The organism is Streptomyces sp. RKAG337 (assembly GCF_023701715.1).
Lineage (GTDB): Bacteria > Actinomycetota > Actinomycetes > Streptomycetales > Streptomycetaceae > Actinacidiphila.
In genome coordinates this window covers 7,782,528-7,800,498 of record NZ_JAJOZA010000001.1, presented here as the reverse complement: position 1 = coordinate 7,800,498, position 17,971 = coordinate 7,782,528, and the positions used below count along the sequence as shown (strand labels likewise).

Annotated in this window: 13 protein-coding genes and 1 pseudogene; 4 read left to right on the top strand and 10 right to left on the bottom strand. The window is 73.9% G+C overall.

Translation table 11 applies throughout. From position 1 onward, the window contains the following. Positions 1-75 precede the first annotated feature (75 nt). Positions 76-1,257, top strand: a complete 1,182-nt coding sequence (locus LNW73_RS34505; RefSeq protein ID WP_250992746.1) for a Gfo/Idh/MocA family protein — start codon at positions 76-78, stop codon at positions 1,255-1,257. Positions 1,258-1,397: 140 nt separating this feature from the next. After that, on the top strand, positions 1,398-2,405 hold the full coding sequence (locus tag LNW73_RS34500; RefSeq protein WP_250992745.1) for a sugar phosphate isomerase/epimerase family protein: 1,008 nt from the start codon (positions 1,398-1,400) through the stop codon (positions 2,403-2,405). A 4-nt stretch (positions 2,406-2,409) separates the two neighbouring features. Here LNW73_RS34500 and LNW73_RS34495 read toward each other — a convergent pair whose 3' ends face one another. From LNW73_RS34495 to LNW73_RS34465, 7 genes and pseudogenes are all read right to left on the bottom strand, one after another. Next, a complete protein-coding gene (locus tag LNW73_RS34495) occupies positions 2,410-2,826 on the bottom strand; it encodes a hypothetical protein (protein WP_250992744.1) in 417 nt (138 codons plus the stop codon). A 58-nt stretch (positions 2,827-2,884) separates the two neighbouring features. Beyond that, positions 2,885-4,597, bottom strand: a complete 1,713-nt coding sequence (locus LNW73_RS34490; protein ID WP_250992743.1) for a hypothetical protein — start codon at positions 4,595-4,597, stop codon at positions 2,885-2,887. Further along, positions 4,594-5,316, bottom strand: a complete 723-nt coding sequence (locus LNW73_RS34485) for an ATP-binding cassette domain-containing protein (RefSeq protein ID WP_250979341.1) — start codon at positions 5,314-5,316, stop codon at positions 4,594-4,596. The genes LNW73_RS34490 and LNW73_RS34485 overlap by 4 nt, the downstream gene beginning before the upstream one ends. 171 nt (positions 5,317-5,487) lie before the next feature. Continuing rightward, entirely contained in the window at positions 5,488-7,569 is a 2,082-nt protein-coding gene (locus LNW73_RS34480) for an RICIN domain-containing protein (protein ID WP_250993129.1), read from the bottom strand. A 61-nt stretch (positions 7,570-7,630) separates the two neighbouring features. Next, positions 7,631-8,290, bottom strand: coding sequence for a GOLPH3/VPS74 family protein (locus LNW73_RS34475; protein ID WP_250992742.1), 660 nt, complete (start codon positions 8,288-8,290; stop codon positions 7,631-7,633). A gap of 39 nt (positions 8,291-8,329) precedes the next feature. Beyond that, positions 8,330-9,825, bottom strand: a pseudogene (locus LNW73_RS34470) (sigma-70 family RNA polymerase sigma factor). Positions 9,826-9,986: 161 nt separating this feature from the next. Next, positions 9,987-10,343, bottom strand: coding sequence for a CAP domain-containing protein (locus LNW73_RS34465; RefSeq protein ID WP_250992741.1), 357 nt, complete (start codon positions 10,341-10,343; stop codon positions 9,987-9,989). A gap of 105 nt (positions 10,344-10,448) precedes the next feature. Between LNW73_RS34465 and LNW73_RS34460 the strand changes: the two genes are divergently transcribed. Further along, positions 10,449-10,778 carry a hypothetical protein gene (locus LNW73_RS34460; RefSeq protein ID WP_250992740.1) on the top strand — a complete coding sequence of 110 codons (330 nt, stop codon included), beginning with the start codon at positions 10,449-10,451 and terminating at the stop codon, positions 10,776-10,778. Positions 10,779-11,057: 279 nt separating this feature from the next. Here the strand turns inward: LNW73_RS34460 and LNW73_RS34455 are convergent, their stop codons facing one another. Next, the gene (locus tag LNW73_RS34455; protein WP_250992739.1) at positions 11,058-11,642 is read right to left on the bottom strand and encodes a TetR/AcrR family transcriptional regulator; all 585 of its coding nucleotides are present in this window, start codon (positions 11,640-11,642) and stop codon (positions 11,058-11,060) included. 133 nt (positions 11,643-11,775) lie between these two features. Between LNW73_RS34455 and LNW73_RS34450 the strand changes: the two genes are divergently transcribed. Continuing rightward, the gene (locus LNW73_RS34450; protein WP_250992738.1) at positions 11,776-12,720 is read left to right on the top strand and encodes an SDR family NAD(P)-dependent oxidoreductase; all 945 of its coding nucleotides are present in this window, start codon (positions 11,776-11,778) and stop codon (positions 12,718-12,720) included. Here the strand turns inward: LNW73_RS34450 and LNW73_RS34445 are convergent. Continuing rightward, positions 12,654-16,733: a Pls/PosA family non-ribosomal peptide synthetase gene (locus LNW73_RS34445; RefSeq protein ID WP_441349491.1), complete on the bottom strand. Its 4,080-nt coding sequence runs from the start codon at positions 16,731-16,733 to the stop codon at positions 12,654-12,656. The genes LNW73_RS34450 and LNW73_RS34445 overlap by 67 nt on opposite strands. Positions 16,734-17,090: 357 nt before the next feature. Then, entirely contained in the window at positions 17,091-17,768 is a 678-nt protein-coding gene (locus tag LNW73_RS34440) for a chaplin (protein ID WP_250992736.1), read from the bottom strand. Positions 17,769-17,971: the final 203 nt, after the last annotated feature.

The window sequence follows — 17,971 nt, the reverse complement described above, 5'->3', positions numbered from 1 at the left end:
CCCGGCCGGACGGCGGCGCGGCCGCTCCGGAAAGAACGAACGACGCAAACGAACGACGGAAAGGGATCGACGACGATGTCCTCAGCACAGCCACCGGCCCTCGGCGTCGGCCTGGTCGGGTACTCCTTCATGGGGCGCGCCCACTCCCAGGCCTGGCGGTCCGTGGGCGCGTTCTTCGACCTGCCGCGCCGCCCCGCGATGGTGGCCGTCGCCGGCCGGTCGGGTCCCGATGTGGCACGCGCCGCAGAACAGCTCGGCTGGGCCGAGGCCGTCACCGACGTGAAGGAGCTGCTGGTCCGCGACGACATCCACGTCCTGGACATCTGCACCCCCGGCGACAGCCACGCCGAGCTGGCCGTCGCCGCGCTGGAGGCAGGCAAGCACGTGCTGTGCGAGAAGCCGCTCGCCAACACCGTCGCCGAGGCCGAGGCGATGACGGCGGCCGCGGAACGGGCGGCCGCCCGCGGGGTCCGCTCCATGGTCGGCTTCAACTACCGGCGGGTGCCGGCCATCGCGCTCGCCCGCCGGCTGGTGGCCGACGGCAGGCTGGGGCGGATCCGGCACATCCGCGCCCAGTACCTCCAGGACTGGATCACCGATCCGCTGTTCCCGCTGGTGTGGCGGCTGCAGAAGGAACGGGCGGGCTCCGGCGCCCTCGGCGACATCGGCGCGCACATCATCGACCTGGCGCAGTTCGTCGGCGGCTCCCGGATCACCGGCGTCTCGGCGGTGACCGAGACGTTTGTCAGGGAGCGCCCGCTCGCCGGAAGCTCGGACGGGCTCGCCCCGGGAGCGGCGTCCGGCGGGACGGGTCCGGTCACGGTGGACGACGCCGCCCTGTTCACCGCGCGCACCGCGGCCGGCGCGCTCGCCTCGTTCGAGGCCACCCGGTTCGCCGCGGGGCGCAAGAACGCCCTGCGGATCGAACTCAACGGCTCCGAGGGGTCACTGGCCTTCGACTTCGAGTCGATGAACGACCTCTGGTTCCACGACCACACCGAGAACGCGCGGACCGCCGGTTTCCGCCGCATCCTCGTCACCGAACCCGACCATCCCTACGCCGGCGCCTGGTGGCCGCCCGGCCACCTCCTCGGCTACGAGCACAGCTTCACCCATGAGATCCGCGACTTCGTGCAGGCGATCGGGGACGGTTCCGATCCCGCGCCGTCGTTCGCCGACGGATTGCAGGTGCAGCGGGTGCTGGCCGCCGTCGAGGCCAGCGCGTGCGACGACAGCCGGTGGACGCCGGTCGGCTGACCCTGGGCCCCGTCCGACCCCCGCCCCCCTCAGCGCGGGGTGGTGGCTCCTGCCGCCGACAGGCGCCGCCGCCCCGCTTTCCCACCGGCCGTCCGACAGCCGAACGACCGGACCGACCCGCTTCCCGCCGGAGGACCGCCATGCCCCGTCCCGTCACCCTCTTCACCGGCCAGTGGGCGGACCTGCCCTTCGAGGAGGTCTGCGCGCTCGCCTCCGGCTGGGGTTACGACGGCCTGGAGATCGCCTGCTGGGGCGACCACTTCGAGGTCGACCGCGCCCTCGCCGACAGCAGTTATGTGCCGAGGCGGCTGGAGATGCTGGAGAAGCACCACCTCAAGGTCTGGGCGATCTCCACGCACCTCGTCGGCCAGGCCGTCTGCGACCACCCCATCGACCAGCGCCACCAGGACATCCTCCCCGCCCGGATCTGGGCCGACGGCGACGCCGAAGGGGTGCGCCGCCGCGCGGCCCAGGAGTTGAAGGACACCGCCCGCGCCGCCGGGCTGCTGGGCGTCGACACCGTGGTCGGGTTCACCGGCTCGTCGATCTGGCACACCGTCGCCATGTTCCCGCCCGCTCCCGCCGCCATGATCGAGGCGGGTTACCAGGACTTCGCCGACCGCTGGAACCCGATCCTCGACGTCTTCGACACCGAAGGCGTCCGCTTCGCCCACGAGGTGCACCCGTCGGAGATCGCCTACGACTACTGGACGACGGTCCGCGCCCTGGAGGCGATCGGCCACCGGCCCGCCTTCGGCCTCAACTGGGACCCCTCGCACTTCGTCTGGCAGGACCTCGACCCGGTCAACTTCATCCTCGACTTCGCCGACCGGATCTACCACGTCGACTGCAAGGACGCCAAGGTCCGCACCGGGGACGGGCGGCGCGGCAGGCTCTCCTCGCACCTCCCGTGGTCCGACCTCCGGCGCGGCTGGGACTTCATCTCCACCGGGCACGGCGACGTTCCCTGGGAGGACAGCTTCCGGGCGCTGAACGCCATCGGCTACACCGGGCCGCTCAGCGTCGAATGGGAGGACGCGGGCATGGACCGGCTGCTCGGCGCCCCCGAAGCCCTGGCCTTCGTGCGCCGGCTGGCGGCGATCGAGCCGCCCGCCGCCTCGTTCGACGCGGCGTTCTCCTCGCAGTGAACGCTCAGCGGGAGCGGGGCGACGGCAGCAGCAGATAGGTCCCGCCGGTGTCGTCGACGTGCACGACGTGCGCGCCGACCCGGACGACCTGGACCGGTCCGGCCCGCCAGGCGCCGCACGGGCCGCCACCGTCCGGGAGAGGTCCCCAGATCTCCCGGAAGGTGCTCCCGTCGGGGTTGGTGCCGGTCTCGGTCAGGTGCTCGCCGTCCTGCCTGAGCGTGCCGGTGTCGTCGCCCGCCTCGCCCACGTCGTGGTGGAAGCGGACCTGCTCACCGTCGTACGAGGTACGGCCGGCGAAGCCGCGGCTGTCGGCGTAGTACGCGCCGGCCTGCAGCCACACCACCTGGTGGTCCTCGCGGAGCGGTCCGCCGTCGCGGCTGATCCCGGCGCGCAGCCACGCGCCGCGGATGGGAACGTTCATGCCGCCCAGCCTGCCCGACGCGGTGCGCCGGCCGGCCGGCGGCGCACCACCCCACCGGTCATTCGAGGAGCTTCCCGGCCCGTGCGTACGCCCACTGCAGCAGACCCGCGGTGACCGCCGCGCTCACGGACACCGTGAGCAGCAGATGCTCGGCCGTCGGTGCGTGCAGGGCCAGCACGAAGGGGACGATCAGCGCGGCGATGGCCACCAGCGGGCCCGACAGGTACCAGGCCAGGAAGAGCACCGGGCCGACGCTGCCGGTCGGGCTCTGCGCGGGTGAGAGCAGCAGATGTTGCTTGGACACGCCCCGGCAGGCGTTCACCAGGCCGGCGGCGACGAAAGCCGGCACCACGGCCGGCGCCAGCGCGACGCGCACCCCGCCGCCGAGCAGCGCCACGCAGACCCCCGCGACCAGGGCGAACAGCAGCCCCAGTGCCACGGGCACGATGGTGTGCCGCAGCATGAGACCGCCGTACGGATACGGGGACCAAGAACCGCGCCGGGTGTCGTCGGTCTCCAGGCGGGCCGGCTCCAGCAGCTGTGCGACGGCCCAGTAGCCGAAGACCAGCGCGGCGGCCGTGGCCGCGAGGCCTCCGGCGTGCCGCGAGTCGGCGGCCACGACCGCGCTCAGGACCGCGAGTACGGACAGCAGGACGGAACGCCCGAGCCGGCCGGGGGCGTGGAGCAGCGCGAGCGCGTCGCGCCAGGGCACGGCCAGCGCCGCGTGGCGTGGCGCGGGCAGCCGCAGCCGTGCGGGGCGCGGCGTCCCGGAGGCCCCCGCGGCGACCTGGCGGGCGGTGCGCAGCTCCACGGTCTGCAGCGCGGCCAGCACACCGGTCGTGGTGCGGGACCGCTGCCGCACGGTGGCCAGCGGCAGCGAACCCGCCGCCCGCCGCGCCAGCTCGACGGCCGCCGCCGTGGCGGCCAGCGACAGCAGCGCCGCGACCGGGCCGCCCGGCACGGCGGCCGGGGTCGGCGACAGGGCGGCGATGCCGCTCCAGCCCCACGGGCCCGACCACAGCTCGATCCGCTCCAGCCAGGTCACCCGGTGACCCGCCGCCGCCAGCCCGCTCTGCGTGGCGAGGGCCAGGACGAGGAGACCCGCGTACGGGGTCGCGGTCCGCACCCACCGGGCGACGGACTCATGGGCCTCGACGGCCACGCCGAGCGCGGTGGCGAGCAGCGGTACGCACACCCCGCCGACCGCGCACCAGGCGAGAGCGGCCGCTAGCCCGGTCTTGACCGTCAGCCCCAGCGTCACCATGCCGATCATGGAGGCCAGCAGCCCGACCGACAGCGACACCCCGCAGGACAGCCAGAACCACGGCAGCAGAATGCGGGAGATCCGCACCGGCTGGGTCAGCAGCCAGTCCGCGGTGTCGCGCGGCGGCACCACAGGTCCCCGCCACAGCGCGTCGCGCGCGGCGACCAGCAGCGCGCCGAGTGCCAGCGCGCAGACCCCGGACGGGACGGCGGCGAGGATCGCCGCGCCGTGCACGGTGTAGTCCGCGCCCATGGAGCTCTTGATGAACAGGCTGAAACCGGGGAGCACACCCCACACGACCAGGATCAGCAGGACGCAGTAGACGGCGAAGCCGACCTGGCCGGCACGCTTGCGGCGGTGCGGGGAGCGCAGATTGCGCAACAGCAGCAGCGCCTCGGCGGTCCAGTCGTCCTCCTCGTCCCAGGAGGCGTCCCGCCCGTCGTCGAGACCGTCGTCGGCCCCGTCGTTTCCGGCCTGTTCCCCGGCGTGCCGCGTCGTCGTACTCACCGGGCGGCGCCCGCGACGCCGGTCTGCCAGGTGGTGTCGGCCGCGTCGTCGGACAGCACCTCATCGGGTGTGCCGTCGGCGACCAGCTTGCCCTCGCGCAGCACCAGCACCCGGTCCGCGACCGCCCGCGCCAGCTCGGCGTGGTGGGTGACCAGCAGGACGCCCACCCCGTCGGCCGCCTCCGCGGCGATCAGGTCGCCCAGCCGCCGCCGCGCGTCGGGGTCGAGCCGCTGCTCGGGCTCGTCCAGCAGCAGCAGATCCCGCGGCCGGACGAGAGCGGACGCCAGCAGCAGCGACTGCAGCTGGCCCGAGGAGAGACCCGAGGGCAGCGACTTGGCGTGCTCGCTCAGCAGCCGGTCGGCGAGTACGTGATCGATCCACGCGTCCGCGCCCTCCACCCCGTGCGCGACCGCGACGAGCTGCAGGTGCTGCCGCACGGTGAGGTCCGGGTAGCAGGCCACGGTGTCGCCGACCACCGCGACCCGGGCCCGCACCCGGGCGTCGTTCTCCGTCATGGGCCGGCCGTCGAAGGTGACCTTGCCCTTGGTGGGTTTGTCCCGACCGGCCGCGATCCGCAGCAGTGTGGACTTGCCCGACCCGTTGTGGCCGAGCAGCGCGACGCACTGGCCGCCGTCCAGCGAGAGGTCCACCGGATGCAGCACCGTGCGCTTTCCGTAGGAGCGGCTCACGCCGGTGAGTTGCAAAAGCGGTGCGCCCATCGGCCGTGCTCCTCTAAGCCCGCGAGAAATCCCGGATCCCGGCCCTGCGCGATGCGCGTGAAGAGGTCGGCTCCCTCCATTGTCCACTCCAGGCACGGCCGGCCCGCCACGGGGCCGCGGGCCGGCGCGTACGAGTGCCGTGCCGGCCGGGACCGGGCGCGGCGGATCCGGTCAGGCCGCGGCCGGGGTGAGGCTCCAGCGCTGGGCGGCCCCGCCGGTGGCCGGCTGCTGCGTGAGGGCGTCGCCGTCGGCGGTTCCGGCGGCGGTGAGCAGCAGCCCGCTGTGCTGCGAGGCGAGGGTGAAGCCGCCGCCCGGGGCCGCGGCGATGCGCCAGTGCTGGTTGTCGTTGCCGGTGCAGGTCCACTGGATGACGGCGGCCCCGGCGCCCGTCGATCCGCCGTTGACGTCCATGCACTGGCCGGAGCCGGCGTTCCTGGCGGTGTAGCTGCCGTCCGCGTTCGCGGTGAGGGTCCAGCGCTGGTTGGGTCCGCCGTGCCAGGTCCACTGGATCAGCTGGGTGCCGGGCGTCGTGGACGATCCGGGCACGTCCACGGCCTGCGCGCCGCCGGTGCGGCCGATCTCGTAGGCGGCGCCGGAGACGATGGGCCCGTCGCAGTTCACCCCGGCACCGGCGTAGGCGCCGATGTTCGGGGCGCCTGCCGCGACCGGGCCGCCGAAGTAGTCGAGGCCGCCGTTCCCGGTGATCGCCGTACCGGCGTTCAGCGCGGGTGAGCCGGCGCACAGCTGGTAGCCGTCCGCGTGGGACCGGTCCGTGGCGGTGCCCGCCGCCCGCAGCCGCGGATCGGCGGACAGACCCGCGCCGGCCGGCGCACCGGAGACGTTGACGAGGTCGTTGTGGTCCAGGACGTAGCCTCCGCCGCGCAGCGTCATGGACGCGGTGCCGGAACCGGTTTTGACCACCGTGTTGTCGCGGAATCTGACGTTGCGCCGGGTGGTGTTGTTCTCCTGGATCACCGACTGGCTGATCCCAGGACCGATGGAGACGGTGTTGTTGTACACGTCGGCGGACTCGATGCCGCCCGAGCAGTTCTCGAAGCCGCGGTAGGAGTCGTTCTGACTGATGTTGTAGCGGATGACGGCGGTGCGCAGGATGCCGGTGGCGTTGCACAGCAGGAAGAATCCGCCCGCGTTGTCGTGGCTGTAGTTGTACTGGAAGACCGTGCCGACGGAGCCCTGGTCCACGTCGTAGGCCATGCCGTCGCGGGTGGTGGTGCCGCCGCTGACCTCGTTGTGCTGGAACACCGCGTCGTCGGTGTCGTACGCCCAGATGCCCGCGTTGTAGCCGGCGGACCGCCGCTGGAAGCCGGCCACGGTGTTCCCGTCGATCAGCGCGCCCGTGGTGTTGCCGGGGACGATCCCGTCGCCGCCGAGGTCCGCCAGCCGGTTGCCGCTGATCACGACGCCGGTCCAGGGGACGAAGACACCGGCGCTGTGCGCCTCGAAGCCGGACCGGTTCCAGGTGGAGACGAAGAAGAGGCCCTCGCGGTCCACCGCGCGCACCGTGTTGTTCCTGATCGTGACGGAGTCGAACGCGGTCTGCGTGGTCACACCGCTGACGGCGAAGTAGATGCCGCCGCTGCCGCCGAGGTCCTTGGTGTCGTCGCCGTTGACGTCGTGGATGTCGAGGTTCTCCAGCACGAAGTGCCGGGCGGTGCCGAAGTCGGTCAGCTCCACCGAGACACCGCGGCGGTTGCCCGCCGCCGGTCCCTTGTTGGTGATCTCCAGATTGCGGATCTCCCACCACTGCTGATTGCGCAGCAGCACCGCCCGCGCCGCGCCGCCTCCGGCGATCAGCGGACTGGCACCCGTGCCGTACGCGTCCACGGTGATCGGGCTGCCCGCGGACCCGGAGCCCTGTGGTGCCAGCGTCCCGGCGCAGGCCGTCCCGCGCTGGAACAGGATCTGGTCGCCGGGCGCGAACACGGTCGCGCCGACCTTGGCCAGCGACCGCCATGCGGCGGCGGGCGAGGTGCCGGCGGCGGTGTCGTTGCCACCCGCGCAGTTCACGTAGTACGCGGTGCCGGTTGCGGTGGCCGGGGTGGCTTCGGCAGGGGCGGCCGTCAGCCCCGCACCACCCAGTACGCACAGCACCGCGACAAGAAGTGATCGGACGCGCATCGCCAACTCCAGCCCGGGGTGGTCCGCCACCGGGCGGTGCGCGCCGGCGTCGCTGCGTACGGCCGGAAGGCCGTACGGGTGATCCAGCCAGGCCAGTGCAACGTACGGGATCACCTCTGTCAAGAGGTGATTGACGGTTCGTCAGAAGAGTCGGCGGACCGCCCGGGCGGGATTCTCAGCCGCCCGAGCTCGCCGAGCTGGCGGACGCGATGGCCGCCGCCACACCGGCCCGTACGGCGACGACGGCGTCCCGGACGGCCGCCGCGGCCCACTGGGCCTGGGACAGTTCCTTGATGCGGGCCTTGCGGGTGTGGGCGTCCACGGTCGGGAAGAGCTTCTTGGCGAGCCCGCAGGCATCCACCAGGGCGATGAGCGCGGCGTCCCGGGCGTTCGGCGACTCGCCTTGCACGATCGCGGTGAGATGCCCCCGCATACCGTCCGCCAGCGCCGGATCCTGACCGGTCCACCGTGTGGACGGGAACAGGCCGAGCACCCGGTGCGGCTCCTCGCGCAGCACGCCCTTGGCGGCGAGCCCCGCCAGCACCCGTGCGTTCACCCGGCGGGACTCCGCCTTCTGCACCCACCTCTTGGGGCTGCGCGGCCGCTCGTCGCGGATCTGCTCGTACAGGGCGTCGAGTTCCGGGTCGGCCGGGCCGCCGGTGTCGCCCTTGGCGGCGACGAGCTTGCCGTCCCGCACGATGACGCGCTCGCGCAGCGCCAGTTCGATGAGCAGGGCGCCCGCGACGCCGCGGGTGGCCACCAGCCCTGACATGGTGCTCCTGCCGTCAGGGCCGCGGCCCAGCAACAACAGCTCTTCCGCCACCGTCAGTTCCATCCGCCCAGCGTACGACCCGGTGTCCAGCGCACGCCGGAGTCAGTGGGCGGCGAAGTCCTGGGTCCACCAGGGGCCGCCGGAGCCGAGGTTGACGCCCACCCCGATGTGCGTGAACCCGCAGTTCAGGATGTTGTCCCGGTGCGCGGCATCGCTCATCCAGTCGGCGACCGCCCGGGAGGCGCTCGACGGCCCGCGGTCGATGTTCTCGCCCCACCTGCTCCAGCTGTATCCGGCCGCGGTGATCCGCCCGTCCGGCCCCACCCCTCCGGGGTGTCGTGCTCGTAGTAGCCACGGGCGGCCATGTCGTCGGCGTGGCCCTGCGCCGCGGCGTGCAGCTTCGTGTCCGCGCGCACCGGGCGGCAGCCGTGCAGCACCCGCTGCGCGTTGACCAGCTCGGTGACCTGCTGCTCGAGGGTGGGCCGGGGACGGGCGGGCGGCGGCACCGCGGGCCTCGTCGTCGGAGCGGCCGTCGCGGTCGGCGCCGGGGACGTGGGGGCGGGCGCGGTGGTCGCGGGTGCGGTGGCCGGCCGGGACGGTGCGGCGGCCGGCGCCGCGGGTGCCTGGCCGGGCCCCAGCCGCAGCACGGCCACCACCGCTATGCCTGTCACCAGCAGCACGCCGGCGACGACGACCGGCGTACGGGGCAGCCGGGACCGCGGCGGCTTTCCGCGCGAGCCCGAGCCGCGCGAGCCTCCCGAGCCGCCACCGGAGCGGTGCGATCCGCCGGAGCCGTGCGCACTGGCGGGGCCATGGGAACTGGCGGGACCATGGGAACTGCCGGGACTGCCGGGACTGCCGGGACTGCCGGAACTGCCGGAACTGCCGGAACCACCCGAGCCATGCGCTGTGGTCGGTGAGCCGGACGGGGAGCCGAGGCCGGGGGAGTGGAGGACGGGCACCAGGCTGAGCCGGGCGAGGAGCCCCTCGGCCGGCACCAGGTCGGCGGCGCGCCCGGAGCAGTCCGGGCAGTCGCGGGCGTGCCGGGCGATGCGCTTGCGCCACAGTGCGGACGGCACCTGGTCCCACGGTGCGACGAGAGCCGCCAGCTCGGCACAGCGAGGCACGGCGGCCAGCGCCCGCACCACCAGCCGGCCGGTCTCCAGCTGCTCCTTCATCCGCTGGACGCGAACCGCCGCGTGCCGTGCCGGGACCCCGAGCCCGGCGGCCAGCTCCTCGCGGGTGATGACGTCGGCCGCCTCGAGCCACCACAGCGACAGCAGCTCCCGGTCGTCGGCGTCGAGCCAGCGGGTGGCCTCGGCCACCTCCCGGCGCTGCCCGGACAGGCCGAGCCGCCAGATCGTCAGGTCGGTGAAGTCGGCGGTCGGGTCGGCGATCTCCCGCGCCTGGTCGAGCCCGTCGGCCCGGGCCGTGCCGCTCGCCGACCGCAGCCGGCGGACCTGGTTCATGGCGATGGCGACGAGCCAGGAGCGGAAGGACGCCGGATCGCGGAGATCGGGCAGGGCGCTCAGGACCCGCAGCATCGTCTCCTGCACGACGTCGTCGACGTCGGCATGCCCGTCCAGCGCCCGGCCCACGATGTTGTAGACCAGCGGCAGATACGCCGCGACCAGCTCCTCGCGGGCCGTTTCGTCCCCGGCCCTGGCGGCCGTCACCAGCGCGGCCCCGCTGTCCCGCTCCACGTCCGACCGCTCCCGTCCACCGTCTCGTGCCGTGTTGCCTCGCACCGTCCGTGACCTCAGGAGGCCGCGGCGAAGTCCTGGGTCCACCACGGACCGTTCGAACTCATGTTGATGCCGACGCCGATCTCTTTGAAGGCGCAGTTGAGGATGTTGTCACGGTGTCCGGGGCTCTTCATCCAGCCGTCCATCGCGGTTTGGGCGTCCTTGGGGCTCTTGTAGATGTTTTCGCCCCATGTGCTCCAGTGGTAGCCGGCGGACGTCATCCGCGCGCCCGGCCCGACGCCCTCGGGGGTGTCGTGCTCGTAGTAGTTGCGGGCGGCCATGTCGTCGGAGTGCGCCTGGGCCGCGGCCTGGAGTTTCGCGTTGACGGTGACGGGCTTGCAGCCCTGCCGGGCGCGTTCGGTGTTGACCATCTCCACGACCTGCCGCGCGTACTGGGCGGTGGTCCCGCCGCCGGACAGGGTGCTCGAGGACGGTGCCTTACGGGAGCCCGCGCCCGTGCCGGTCCCCCGGTACCGGTGCCCGTTCCGGTGGTGCCCGCTCCGGTGGTGTGCGGCGCGGTGGTGGCCGGGTGGGTGCCCGGCCGCTGCGCGGAGGGGGCCGCCGTGGCGGAGGCGCTCCGGGTAGGAGCGGCGGGGGCCGCCGACCCCGTGGCCGCCGAGGCGCCGCCCGGGGTTCCCGCCGGATCGGGGGCGTCCGTGACCGGCGCGGGGCCCGCGGCCGACCGTGTCTCGTCGGTCCGGTCCGTCGTCGACTGGACCACGGTGTACCCGCCGCCCGCGACGGCTATCAGCGCGGCGGCGCCGCCGACGGTCGCCGCCCACCGCGAGCGGCGCCCCCGGTGCTGACCGCTCCGCCCGCTGTGCCGCCCGGCGCTGCGGCCCCGGCCGGCGGCGGAGTGCGTGCCCCGGCCGTCCGGGAGCTGCTGGTACGGGGCGCTGCTCGCGCCCGGTTCCGGGGTGGACGTCGGGGGCTGGGTCTCACGGTTCACGCGGCTTCACTTTCCGGTGCGGGGTCTGCTGGGTGCGGGTGCACACACAGGAGATCCGGCGGGCGGAGGCCGATAACAGAAATCCGCGGACGAGTTCCGACGGGCGACGGGCGACGGGCGGCAGGCGATCAGTCGGTCAGGCGGAGGGGCCGGAGCGATAGCGCAGGCCGTCCATCAGCAGATCGAGCAGCCGGCGGGCCAGTTCGCGCTGGGCGGGTTCGCCGGCTGCGAGGGAGACCCCGCTCAGGCTGACGAGGACATCGCCGGGGTCGACGTCCGAGCGGACGGTCCCGGCGGCGGCGCCCGCCGTCAGCAGGGTGGTGAGGGCGGCGACCAGCTGGTCACGGCTGTGGGCGAACGGGTTGCCGCCGGAGGCGATGAGCGCCCGCAGGGCGTCGGCCATGCCGCGCTTGGTCGTCATGTAGTCGACGAAGTGATCCATCCAGGTCCGCGTCGCCTCGTCCGGCGCCATCGTCGCGAGGAGCCGCTCGGCGGCGTCGCACAGCTTGGTGAGCTCGTTGTGATAGGCCGCGTCGACGAGCGCCTCGCGGGTGGGGAAGTGCCGGTAGAGCGTGCCGATGCCCACGCCCGCGTCCTTCGCGATGGCGTCGAGCGTCACCTCCGGCCCGTCCTGGGAGAACGCCCGCACGGCGGCGGCGAGCACCCGGTCGCGGTTGCGCTGCGCGTCGGCGCGCAGGGGGCGGGGTCCGGTGGCCGGCACGGTTCCTCCTCGGTGGGTCGACTTGCGAAGCGGAGGATCCTCCGCTTACAGTGGTGCTTAGTGGAGGCTCCTCCGTTTCCAATCCTACTGGCTGGGCCTCCCGCTCCGCACCCCCGAGCGAACGGGAATGATCATGACTTCCGCCACCCCCCTCAGCACGCCGTTCCGTTTCGAGTCCACCGCCGCCGAGGTCGTGGCCGGTGTCGATCTCACCGGCCGCCGGGTCATCGTGACCGGCGGGGCATCCGGCATCGGCATCGAGACCGTCCGGGCGCTCGCCGGCGCCGGCGCCGAGGTGACGCTGGCCGTCCGGGACCTGGCGGCGGGCGACCGCACCGTCCAGGACGTCATCGCGACCACCGGCAACAAGCAGCTCTCCGTCGCGCCGCTCGACCTCGCCGACCAGGCGTCCGTCGCGGCCTTCAACGCCGCGTGGGACGGCCCGCTGCACATCCTCGTCAACAACGCCGGCATGATGGCCTCCCCCGAAATGCGCACGCCGCAGGGGTGGGAGATGCAGTTCGCCACCAACCACCTCGGCCACTTCGCGCTCGCCACCGGGCTGCACGGCGCGCTCGCGGCGGCCGGCGGCGCCCGCGTCGTGTCCGTCAGTTCCAGTGCCCACCTGCGCTCACCTGTCGTCTTCGAGGACATCCACTTCCGTGAGCGCGCCTACGAGCCGTGGGCCGCGTACGGGCAGTCCAAGACCGCCAACGTGCTGTTCGCCGTCGAGGCCACGAAGCGCTGGGCGGACGACGGCATCACCGTCAACGCCCTGATGCCCGGCGCGATCCGCACCAACCTGCAGCGGCACATCACCGACGAGGAGCTCGAACGGCTCCGTGCCCAGAGCGGTGGTGGCGCCATGCGGTGGAAGACGCCGGAGCAGGGCGCCGCCACCTCCGCGCTGGTCGCGACGTCACCGCTGCTCGACGGCATCGGCGGCCGGTACTTCGAGGACTGCAACGAAGCCGCGCCCAACGAGCCGGGCAGCCGCAGCGGCGTCGCCCCCTACGCCCTCGACCCCGAGGCGGCCGAGCGGTTGTGGCGGGTGTCCACCGAGACGCTCGCCTCGTAGCCGGACGTTCCGTCCTCCGGATCACGGGGCCGCCCCGGGATCCGGAGGCGCCCCGCGTCCGCGCCGACGACGGGCGCCGTGCCCGGCGCCTGCCGCGGCCACGGAGCGACGGGGTTGCCGACCCACCGGGACCCCGCCGGCACACCCTCGCCGCGCATGACCAGCGAGGCGGCGCCGACGCAGGCTCCGGCGCCGAGCACCGAGCCGGGCAGCACGATGGAGTGCGGGCCGAGCGTGGCGCCCGCCCCGACGTGGACCGCGTCGAGACGCATCAGCCGGTCGTGGAAGAGATGCGTCTGCAGGACGCACCCGCGGTTGACGCTGACACCGTCGTCCAGCCGCACCAGATCCGCCTCGGGCAGCCAGTGGCTCTCGCACCACACCCCGCGGCCGATGCGCGCACCCAGGCTGCGCAGCCAGACGTTCAGGAACGGTGTGCCGGTCAGGGTCGTGCCGAGCCAGGGCATGGCCAGCTCTTCCACGAAGTTGTCGTACAGCTCGTTGCGCCAGACGAAGGACGACCACAACGGGTGCTCGCCCGTGCGGAACCGGCCCACCAGAATCCACTTGGCCGCCGTCGTGAAGAGCAGCGCGACGATGCCCGCGCCCACGCTCACCAGACCGCTGACGGCCGCGCCGGCCAGCAGCCCGTACGCGTTGAAGACGGCCTGCAGTGCCGCGAGTGACCCGGCGCCCAGCAGCGCGGAGATCAGCACCGGGACGACCCGGCACAGTTCCACCGCCGAGCGGGCCAGCACCAGCCGGCGGGGCGGGTCGTAGGTGCGGCCGGGGTCGGCGTGGTCCGCGACGCGGGGCAGCGGGAAGCCCGGCCGTCCGGTCCAGGACGAGCCGGGCTCGGCGTGCTCGGGGGCGTCGGACAGCACCCCGATGAGGGCGTGGTCGGGCAGCTCCCGCCCCGGGCCGACGATGCCGGAGTTCCCGACGAAGGCCCGGCGGCCGACCCGTGCGGCGCCGAGCCGCAACCAGCCGCCACGGATCTCGAACGGGGCGACGAGCGAGTCGTCCGCCAGGAACGCGCCGTCGTCGGCGCGCAGCAGGCCGGGCAGCGCCAGCACGGTGGACGCCTCGACCCGGCGGCCCACCCGGGCGCCGAGCAGCCGCAGCCAGACCGGGGTGAACAGGCTGGCGTAGAAGGGGAAGAGCGAGCCGCGCGCCGTGATCATCAGACCCGACACGATCCAGGTGCAGAAGGCGACACCGCCGTGCGCGCGATGGTGGCCGGGCTTCACCGGGATGCCGAACAGCCGGACGAGGACGACGATCAGCCCCGCGTACGCCGCGACACCCACCACCATGAGCAGCGGGGTCAGCACCAGCAGCCGCACCAGGACTCCGGTGAGCGTCCCCTCACCGCGGACCGCCCGGTACGTCATCCACAGCGCGGGCGCCGCCGCGATCAGCGGCAGCAGGTTGAAGACCGGCAGGGCGAGCGCGTAGGCGAGGTCCCAGCGGCGGGCACGGCGGTGGTCAGGGAGCGGCCAGCCGTCGCCGGCCGGCGGTGCGCCGGTGACGGGGCGGGCGGGGGAGCCGTGCCACTGCCGGTGGTCCGGCACGTCGCCGAGTACGCAGCTGCCGGGCGCGATGTCGGCGCCGTCGCCGATCCGCGCGCCGGGCATCAGGGTGCTCCGGGTGCCGACGCGGGCGCCGGCCCCGATCTCGACGGCGCCCAGGTGCAGGACATCGCCGTCCAGCCACCACCCGGCCACGTCGGCCTCCGGCTCGACGGCGCATCCGTCGCCGAACCGGGCCATGCCCGTCACCGGCGGTGCGGTGTGCAGATCGACGTCCCGTCCGACCCGGCAGCCCAGCGCGCGGGCGTAGTGCCGGGCCCAGGGAGTGCCGAGCAGCGAGGCGATGTTGAACATGGCCACCGTCCGCTCCGCCGCCCACAGCCGCAGATGGACCCGGCCGCCGCGCGGAAAGGAACCCGGACGCATCCCGGCGGTGAGCAGCCGGGCCGCCGCCGAGCCGATGGCCACCCGCCCTGCGGCGCTCGACAGCGCCAGCCAGCCGCCCAGGATCAGCCACCAGGAGGTGTGCGGCGCCCAGGGCAGCGGCCCGATGAGGTTGTCGGCCGTGGCGAGCCCGAGCATCCACCGCAGTCCGCCGAGCGTGTACAGCACCGACAGCACCAGCAGTTGGACGGCTCCGGCGCGTCGCGGGGTGGGCCGCACCCGCCGTTCCTCGCGCGGGCCGCCGCCGAGTTCGTCGAGGTGGGCGGCGAGGTCGAGCAGCCGGGGGCGGCCGTAGACCTCCGCCACCGAGACCCCGGGGTACCGCTCCCGCAGGACCGAGACGAGCCGGGCGGCGGCCAGGCTGGTGCCGCCGAGCGCGAAGAAGTCGCTGTCACCGGTGACCGGCAGGCCGAGCGCCTCCCGCCACTTGCCGGCGAGCCAGGCCGCCGTCTCCCCGAGCGCGGCGACATCGCCCGCCGGGTCCGCGCCGGCGGTCGTCGGCAGCGGCCAGGGCAGGGCGGCACGGTCGACCTTTCCCGAGGTACGGGTCGGCAGTTCGTCCACCACGGCCAGGACGGGGACCAGCGTCGCCGGAAGCCGTTCGAGCAGCAGGGCGCGCGCCGCGCCCGAGTCGAACCGCGGATCCGGCCGGGCGGTCGCGTCCTGCCCCTTGTGCCCCTCCGGTGGGTCCAGGACGAGGTAGCCGACCAGCACCTGGCCGCCCGCCGCCGTGTTCCGCACGGCCGCCGCGGCGGAGCGCACTCCGGGCAGCGCCCGCAACGCCGCGTCGATCTCACCGAGTTCGACCCGGCGGCCCGCCAGCTTCACCTGCTCGTCGGCGCGCCCGACGAAGACCAGTCCCTCGGGTTCCGCCACCACCAGGTCGCCGCTGCGGTAGACGCGGGGCCCGCGCAGCCACGGGTGCGGGCGGAACTTCTCGGCGTCCTTGGCGGGGTCGAGGTACCGGGCGGCGCCGACGCCGCCGATCAGCAGTTCTCCCGTCTCGTGCCAGGCGACGGGCTTGCCCTCGCCGTTGACGACGGCGATCTCCCAGCCGTCCAGCGGGGTGCCGATCCTGACCGGCCGGCCCGGCGTCAGCAGCGCGGCGCAGGCCACCACGGTGGTCTCCGTCGGCCCGTAGGTGTTCCACAGCTCGCGGCCCGGCGCGGCCAGCCGGTCGACGAGTCCGGCCGGGCACGCCTCACCGCCGAGGATCAGCAGCCGCACCCGGGCCAGCGACTCCACGGGCCACAGCGCCACCAGCGTCGGGACGGTGGAGACCACCGTGACGCCCCGTTCGACCAGCCAGGGCCCCAGGTCGACGCCCGCCCGCACCAGCGACCGCGGAGCCGGAACGAGGCACGCCCCGTGCCGCCAGGCCAGCCACATCTCCTCGCACGAGGCGTCGAACGCCACGGACAGCCCCGCCAGCACCCGGTCACCCGGGCCCAGCGGCGCTTCCGTGAGGAAGATCCGCGCCTCGGCGTCGACGAACGCGGCGGCCGAACGGTGAGTGACCGCCACTCCCTTGGGACGGCCCGTGGTGCCGGAGGTGAAGATGATCCAGGCGTCGTCGTCGGGTCCCGGACGGCCCGGCCGGCCACCGGGCCGCTGCGCGGGGCGCGGCACGATCACGCAGCCGGCGCCGATCACCGCGCACACCGCGGCGTCCGACCAGATCAGCTCGGCGCGTTCGTCCGGATCGTCGGCGTCGACCGGTACGTAGGCCGCTCCGGTGCGCAGCACCGCGAGGATCGCCAGATACAGCTCCGCCGTGCCCGACGGGACGCGCACCCCGACCCGGTCGCCCCTGCCGATGCCCGCGGCCGCCAGCCGGTCGGCCAGTTCCGTCACCCGGGCCGTCAGCGCGCGGTAGTCGAGCAGTCCGCGACCGGCGTCGGTTGTGACGCCCGAGCCCGAGCCCGCTGCCGTGATCGTGCTCGTGTCCAGGGCGGGAGCATCGGGATGTGCCAGGGCGGACGCCTCCAGCACATCGAGCAGGGTTCTGGCCGGTGCCGCTCCGGCCACCGGCCACACCGCCCCGGCCGCGACTCCTGGGGCGCCGTCACCGAAGTCGCCGGTGCCGGTTCGGGCTGGGACTTCGCCACGTTGTTCTGGTGCTTTCACTTACCTTGCTCTCGCAGTGTGGCTCAGATATCGGTGCGCGGCGCCCGGTCCCGCCGCCGCGGGAGTCGAGGCCCGCACGGCCCCGCGAGACCGTGAGACGACACTGGTGGTGGATGCACGCTCCCGCGGTGTCCCACGCTGGGAAACGCCTTGTATGCACCCAAATGATGTCATTCACCGACGTGATGGGCCGTCGGCCGACTGATGTGGCGCGGCCGGGGGCCGGGGGAGTTCGGCCGCCGGCCCCGGGCCGCGCCCGTGAACCCGTCACGTCCGCGGACGTGACCTCCGGTACAGCACGGTGCCGCCGATCAGCAGGGCCGCTCCCGCCGGTACGGTGAAGCCCAGGGAGTCCGTGCCCGTGTGCGCGAGCGACTCTCCGGCCTCGGCCTGGACGAGAGGTGCCTGGTGGCCCGCCGGTACCGGCACGGACAGCCGCGGAGGCGCGGGGAGGGTGCGGACGGGAGGCGTGTCGGGCCGGTTTGAAGAGACGTTTCCGCTCGACGCGTTCCCGATGCCCACGACGCTGACCGAGTTCCCCGTGATGTTCACCGGCAGATCGATCGGCAGCTGCAGGCCGTTGCCCGACAGGAGCCCCGGCGAGCCCTTCGTCGCGCCGTGCGCGGCCGAGCCGCCCGTGGTCGTGGACCGGGTGCCTCCGGTGCCCTGGCCGGCGGCCGGACCCGCGGCCGGACCGCCGCCGTGCGAGACATTGGCGCAGCCGTTGCCGGACGACGGGTTGAGCAGGCCGACCACACTGACCGTGTTCCCGCACAGGTTGACCGGAACGTGCACCGGGATCTGCACCGAGTTGCCCGACAGCACCCCGGGGGATCCCACCGTGTCACCACCGGCGCCCGCGTCGGCGTGCGCGTATCCGGCACTGGCCAGTGCTCCGCCGGCGACCATGGCGGTGAGCAGTCCCTTTCTGGCGACCTGTTTCATAGGTTTCCTGCCTTCCGGAATTCCACGCGGACCGAACGTCCGCACCCGTCACAACGCACCGGCGGCATTCGGGTTATGGCTCATATGTATTTCACTCCCTTCGAGTGGTCGTGTACGGCCCGGCCCCGGTGGCCTGGGGTTCCGGCCTGGCGCACGCCGGGGCACCCGGCCCGGGGCGGCGAACCGCACGTCCTTTAGCATGT

Bases quoted from the DNA above. Each gene is read 5' to 3' on its own strand.
- LNW73_RS34505 (WP_250992746.1), top strand. From the start codon at position 76: ATGTCCTCAGCACAGCCACCGGCCCTCGGCGTCGGCCTGGTCGGGTAC.
- LNW73_RS34500 (WP_250992745.1), top strand. From the start codon at position 1,398: ATGCCCCGTCCCGTCACCCTCTTCACCGGCCAGTGGGCGGACCTGCCC.
- LNW73_RS34495 (WP_250992744.1), bottom strand. From the start codon at position 2,826: ATGAACGTTCCCATCCGCGGCGCGTGGCTGCGCGCCGGGATCAGCCGC.
- LNW73_RS34485 (WP_250979341.1), bottom strand. From the start codon at position 5,316: ATGGGCGCACCGCTTTTGCAACTCACCGGCGTGAGCCGCTCCTACGGA.
- LNW73_RS34475 (WP_250992742.1), bottom strand. From the start codon at position 8,290: ATGGAACTGACGGTGGCGGAAGAGCTGTTGTTGCTGGGCCGCGGCCCT.
- LNW73_RS34465 (WP_250992741.1), bottom strand. From the start codon at position 10,343: ATGGTCAACACCGAACGCGCCCGGCAGGGCTGCAAGCCCGTCACCGTC.
- LNW73_RS34450 (WP_250992738.1), top strand. From the start codon at position 11,776: ATGACTTCCGCCACCCCCCTCAGCACGCCGTTCCGTTTCGAGTCCACC.
- LNW73_RS34440 (WP_250992736.1), bottom strand. From the start codon at position 17,768: ATGAAACAGGTCGCCAGAAAGGGACTGCTCACCGCCATGGTCGCCGGC.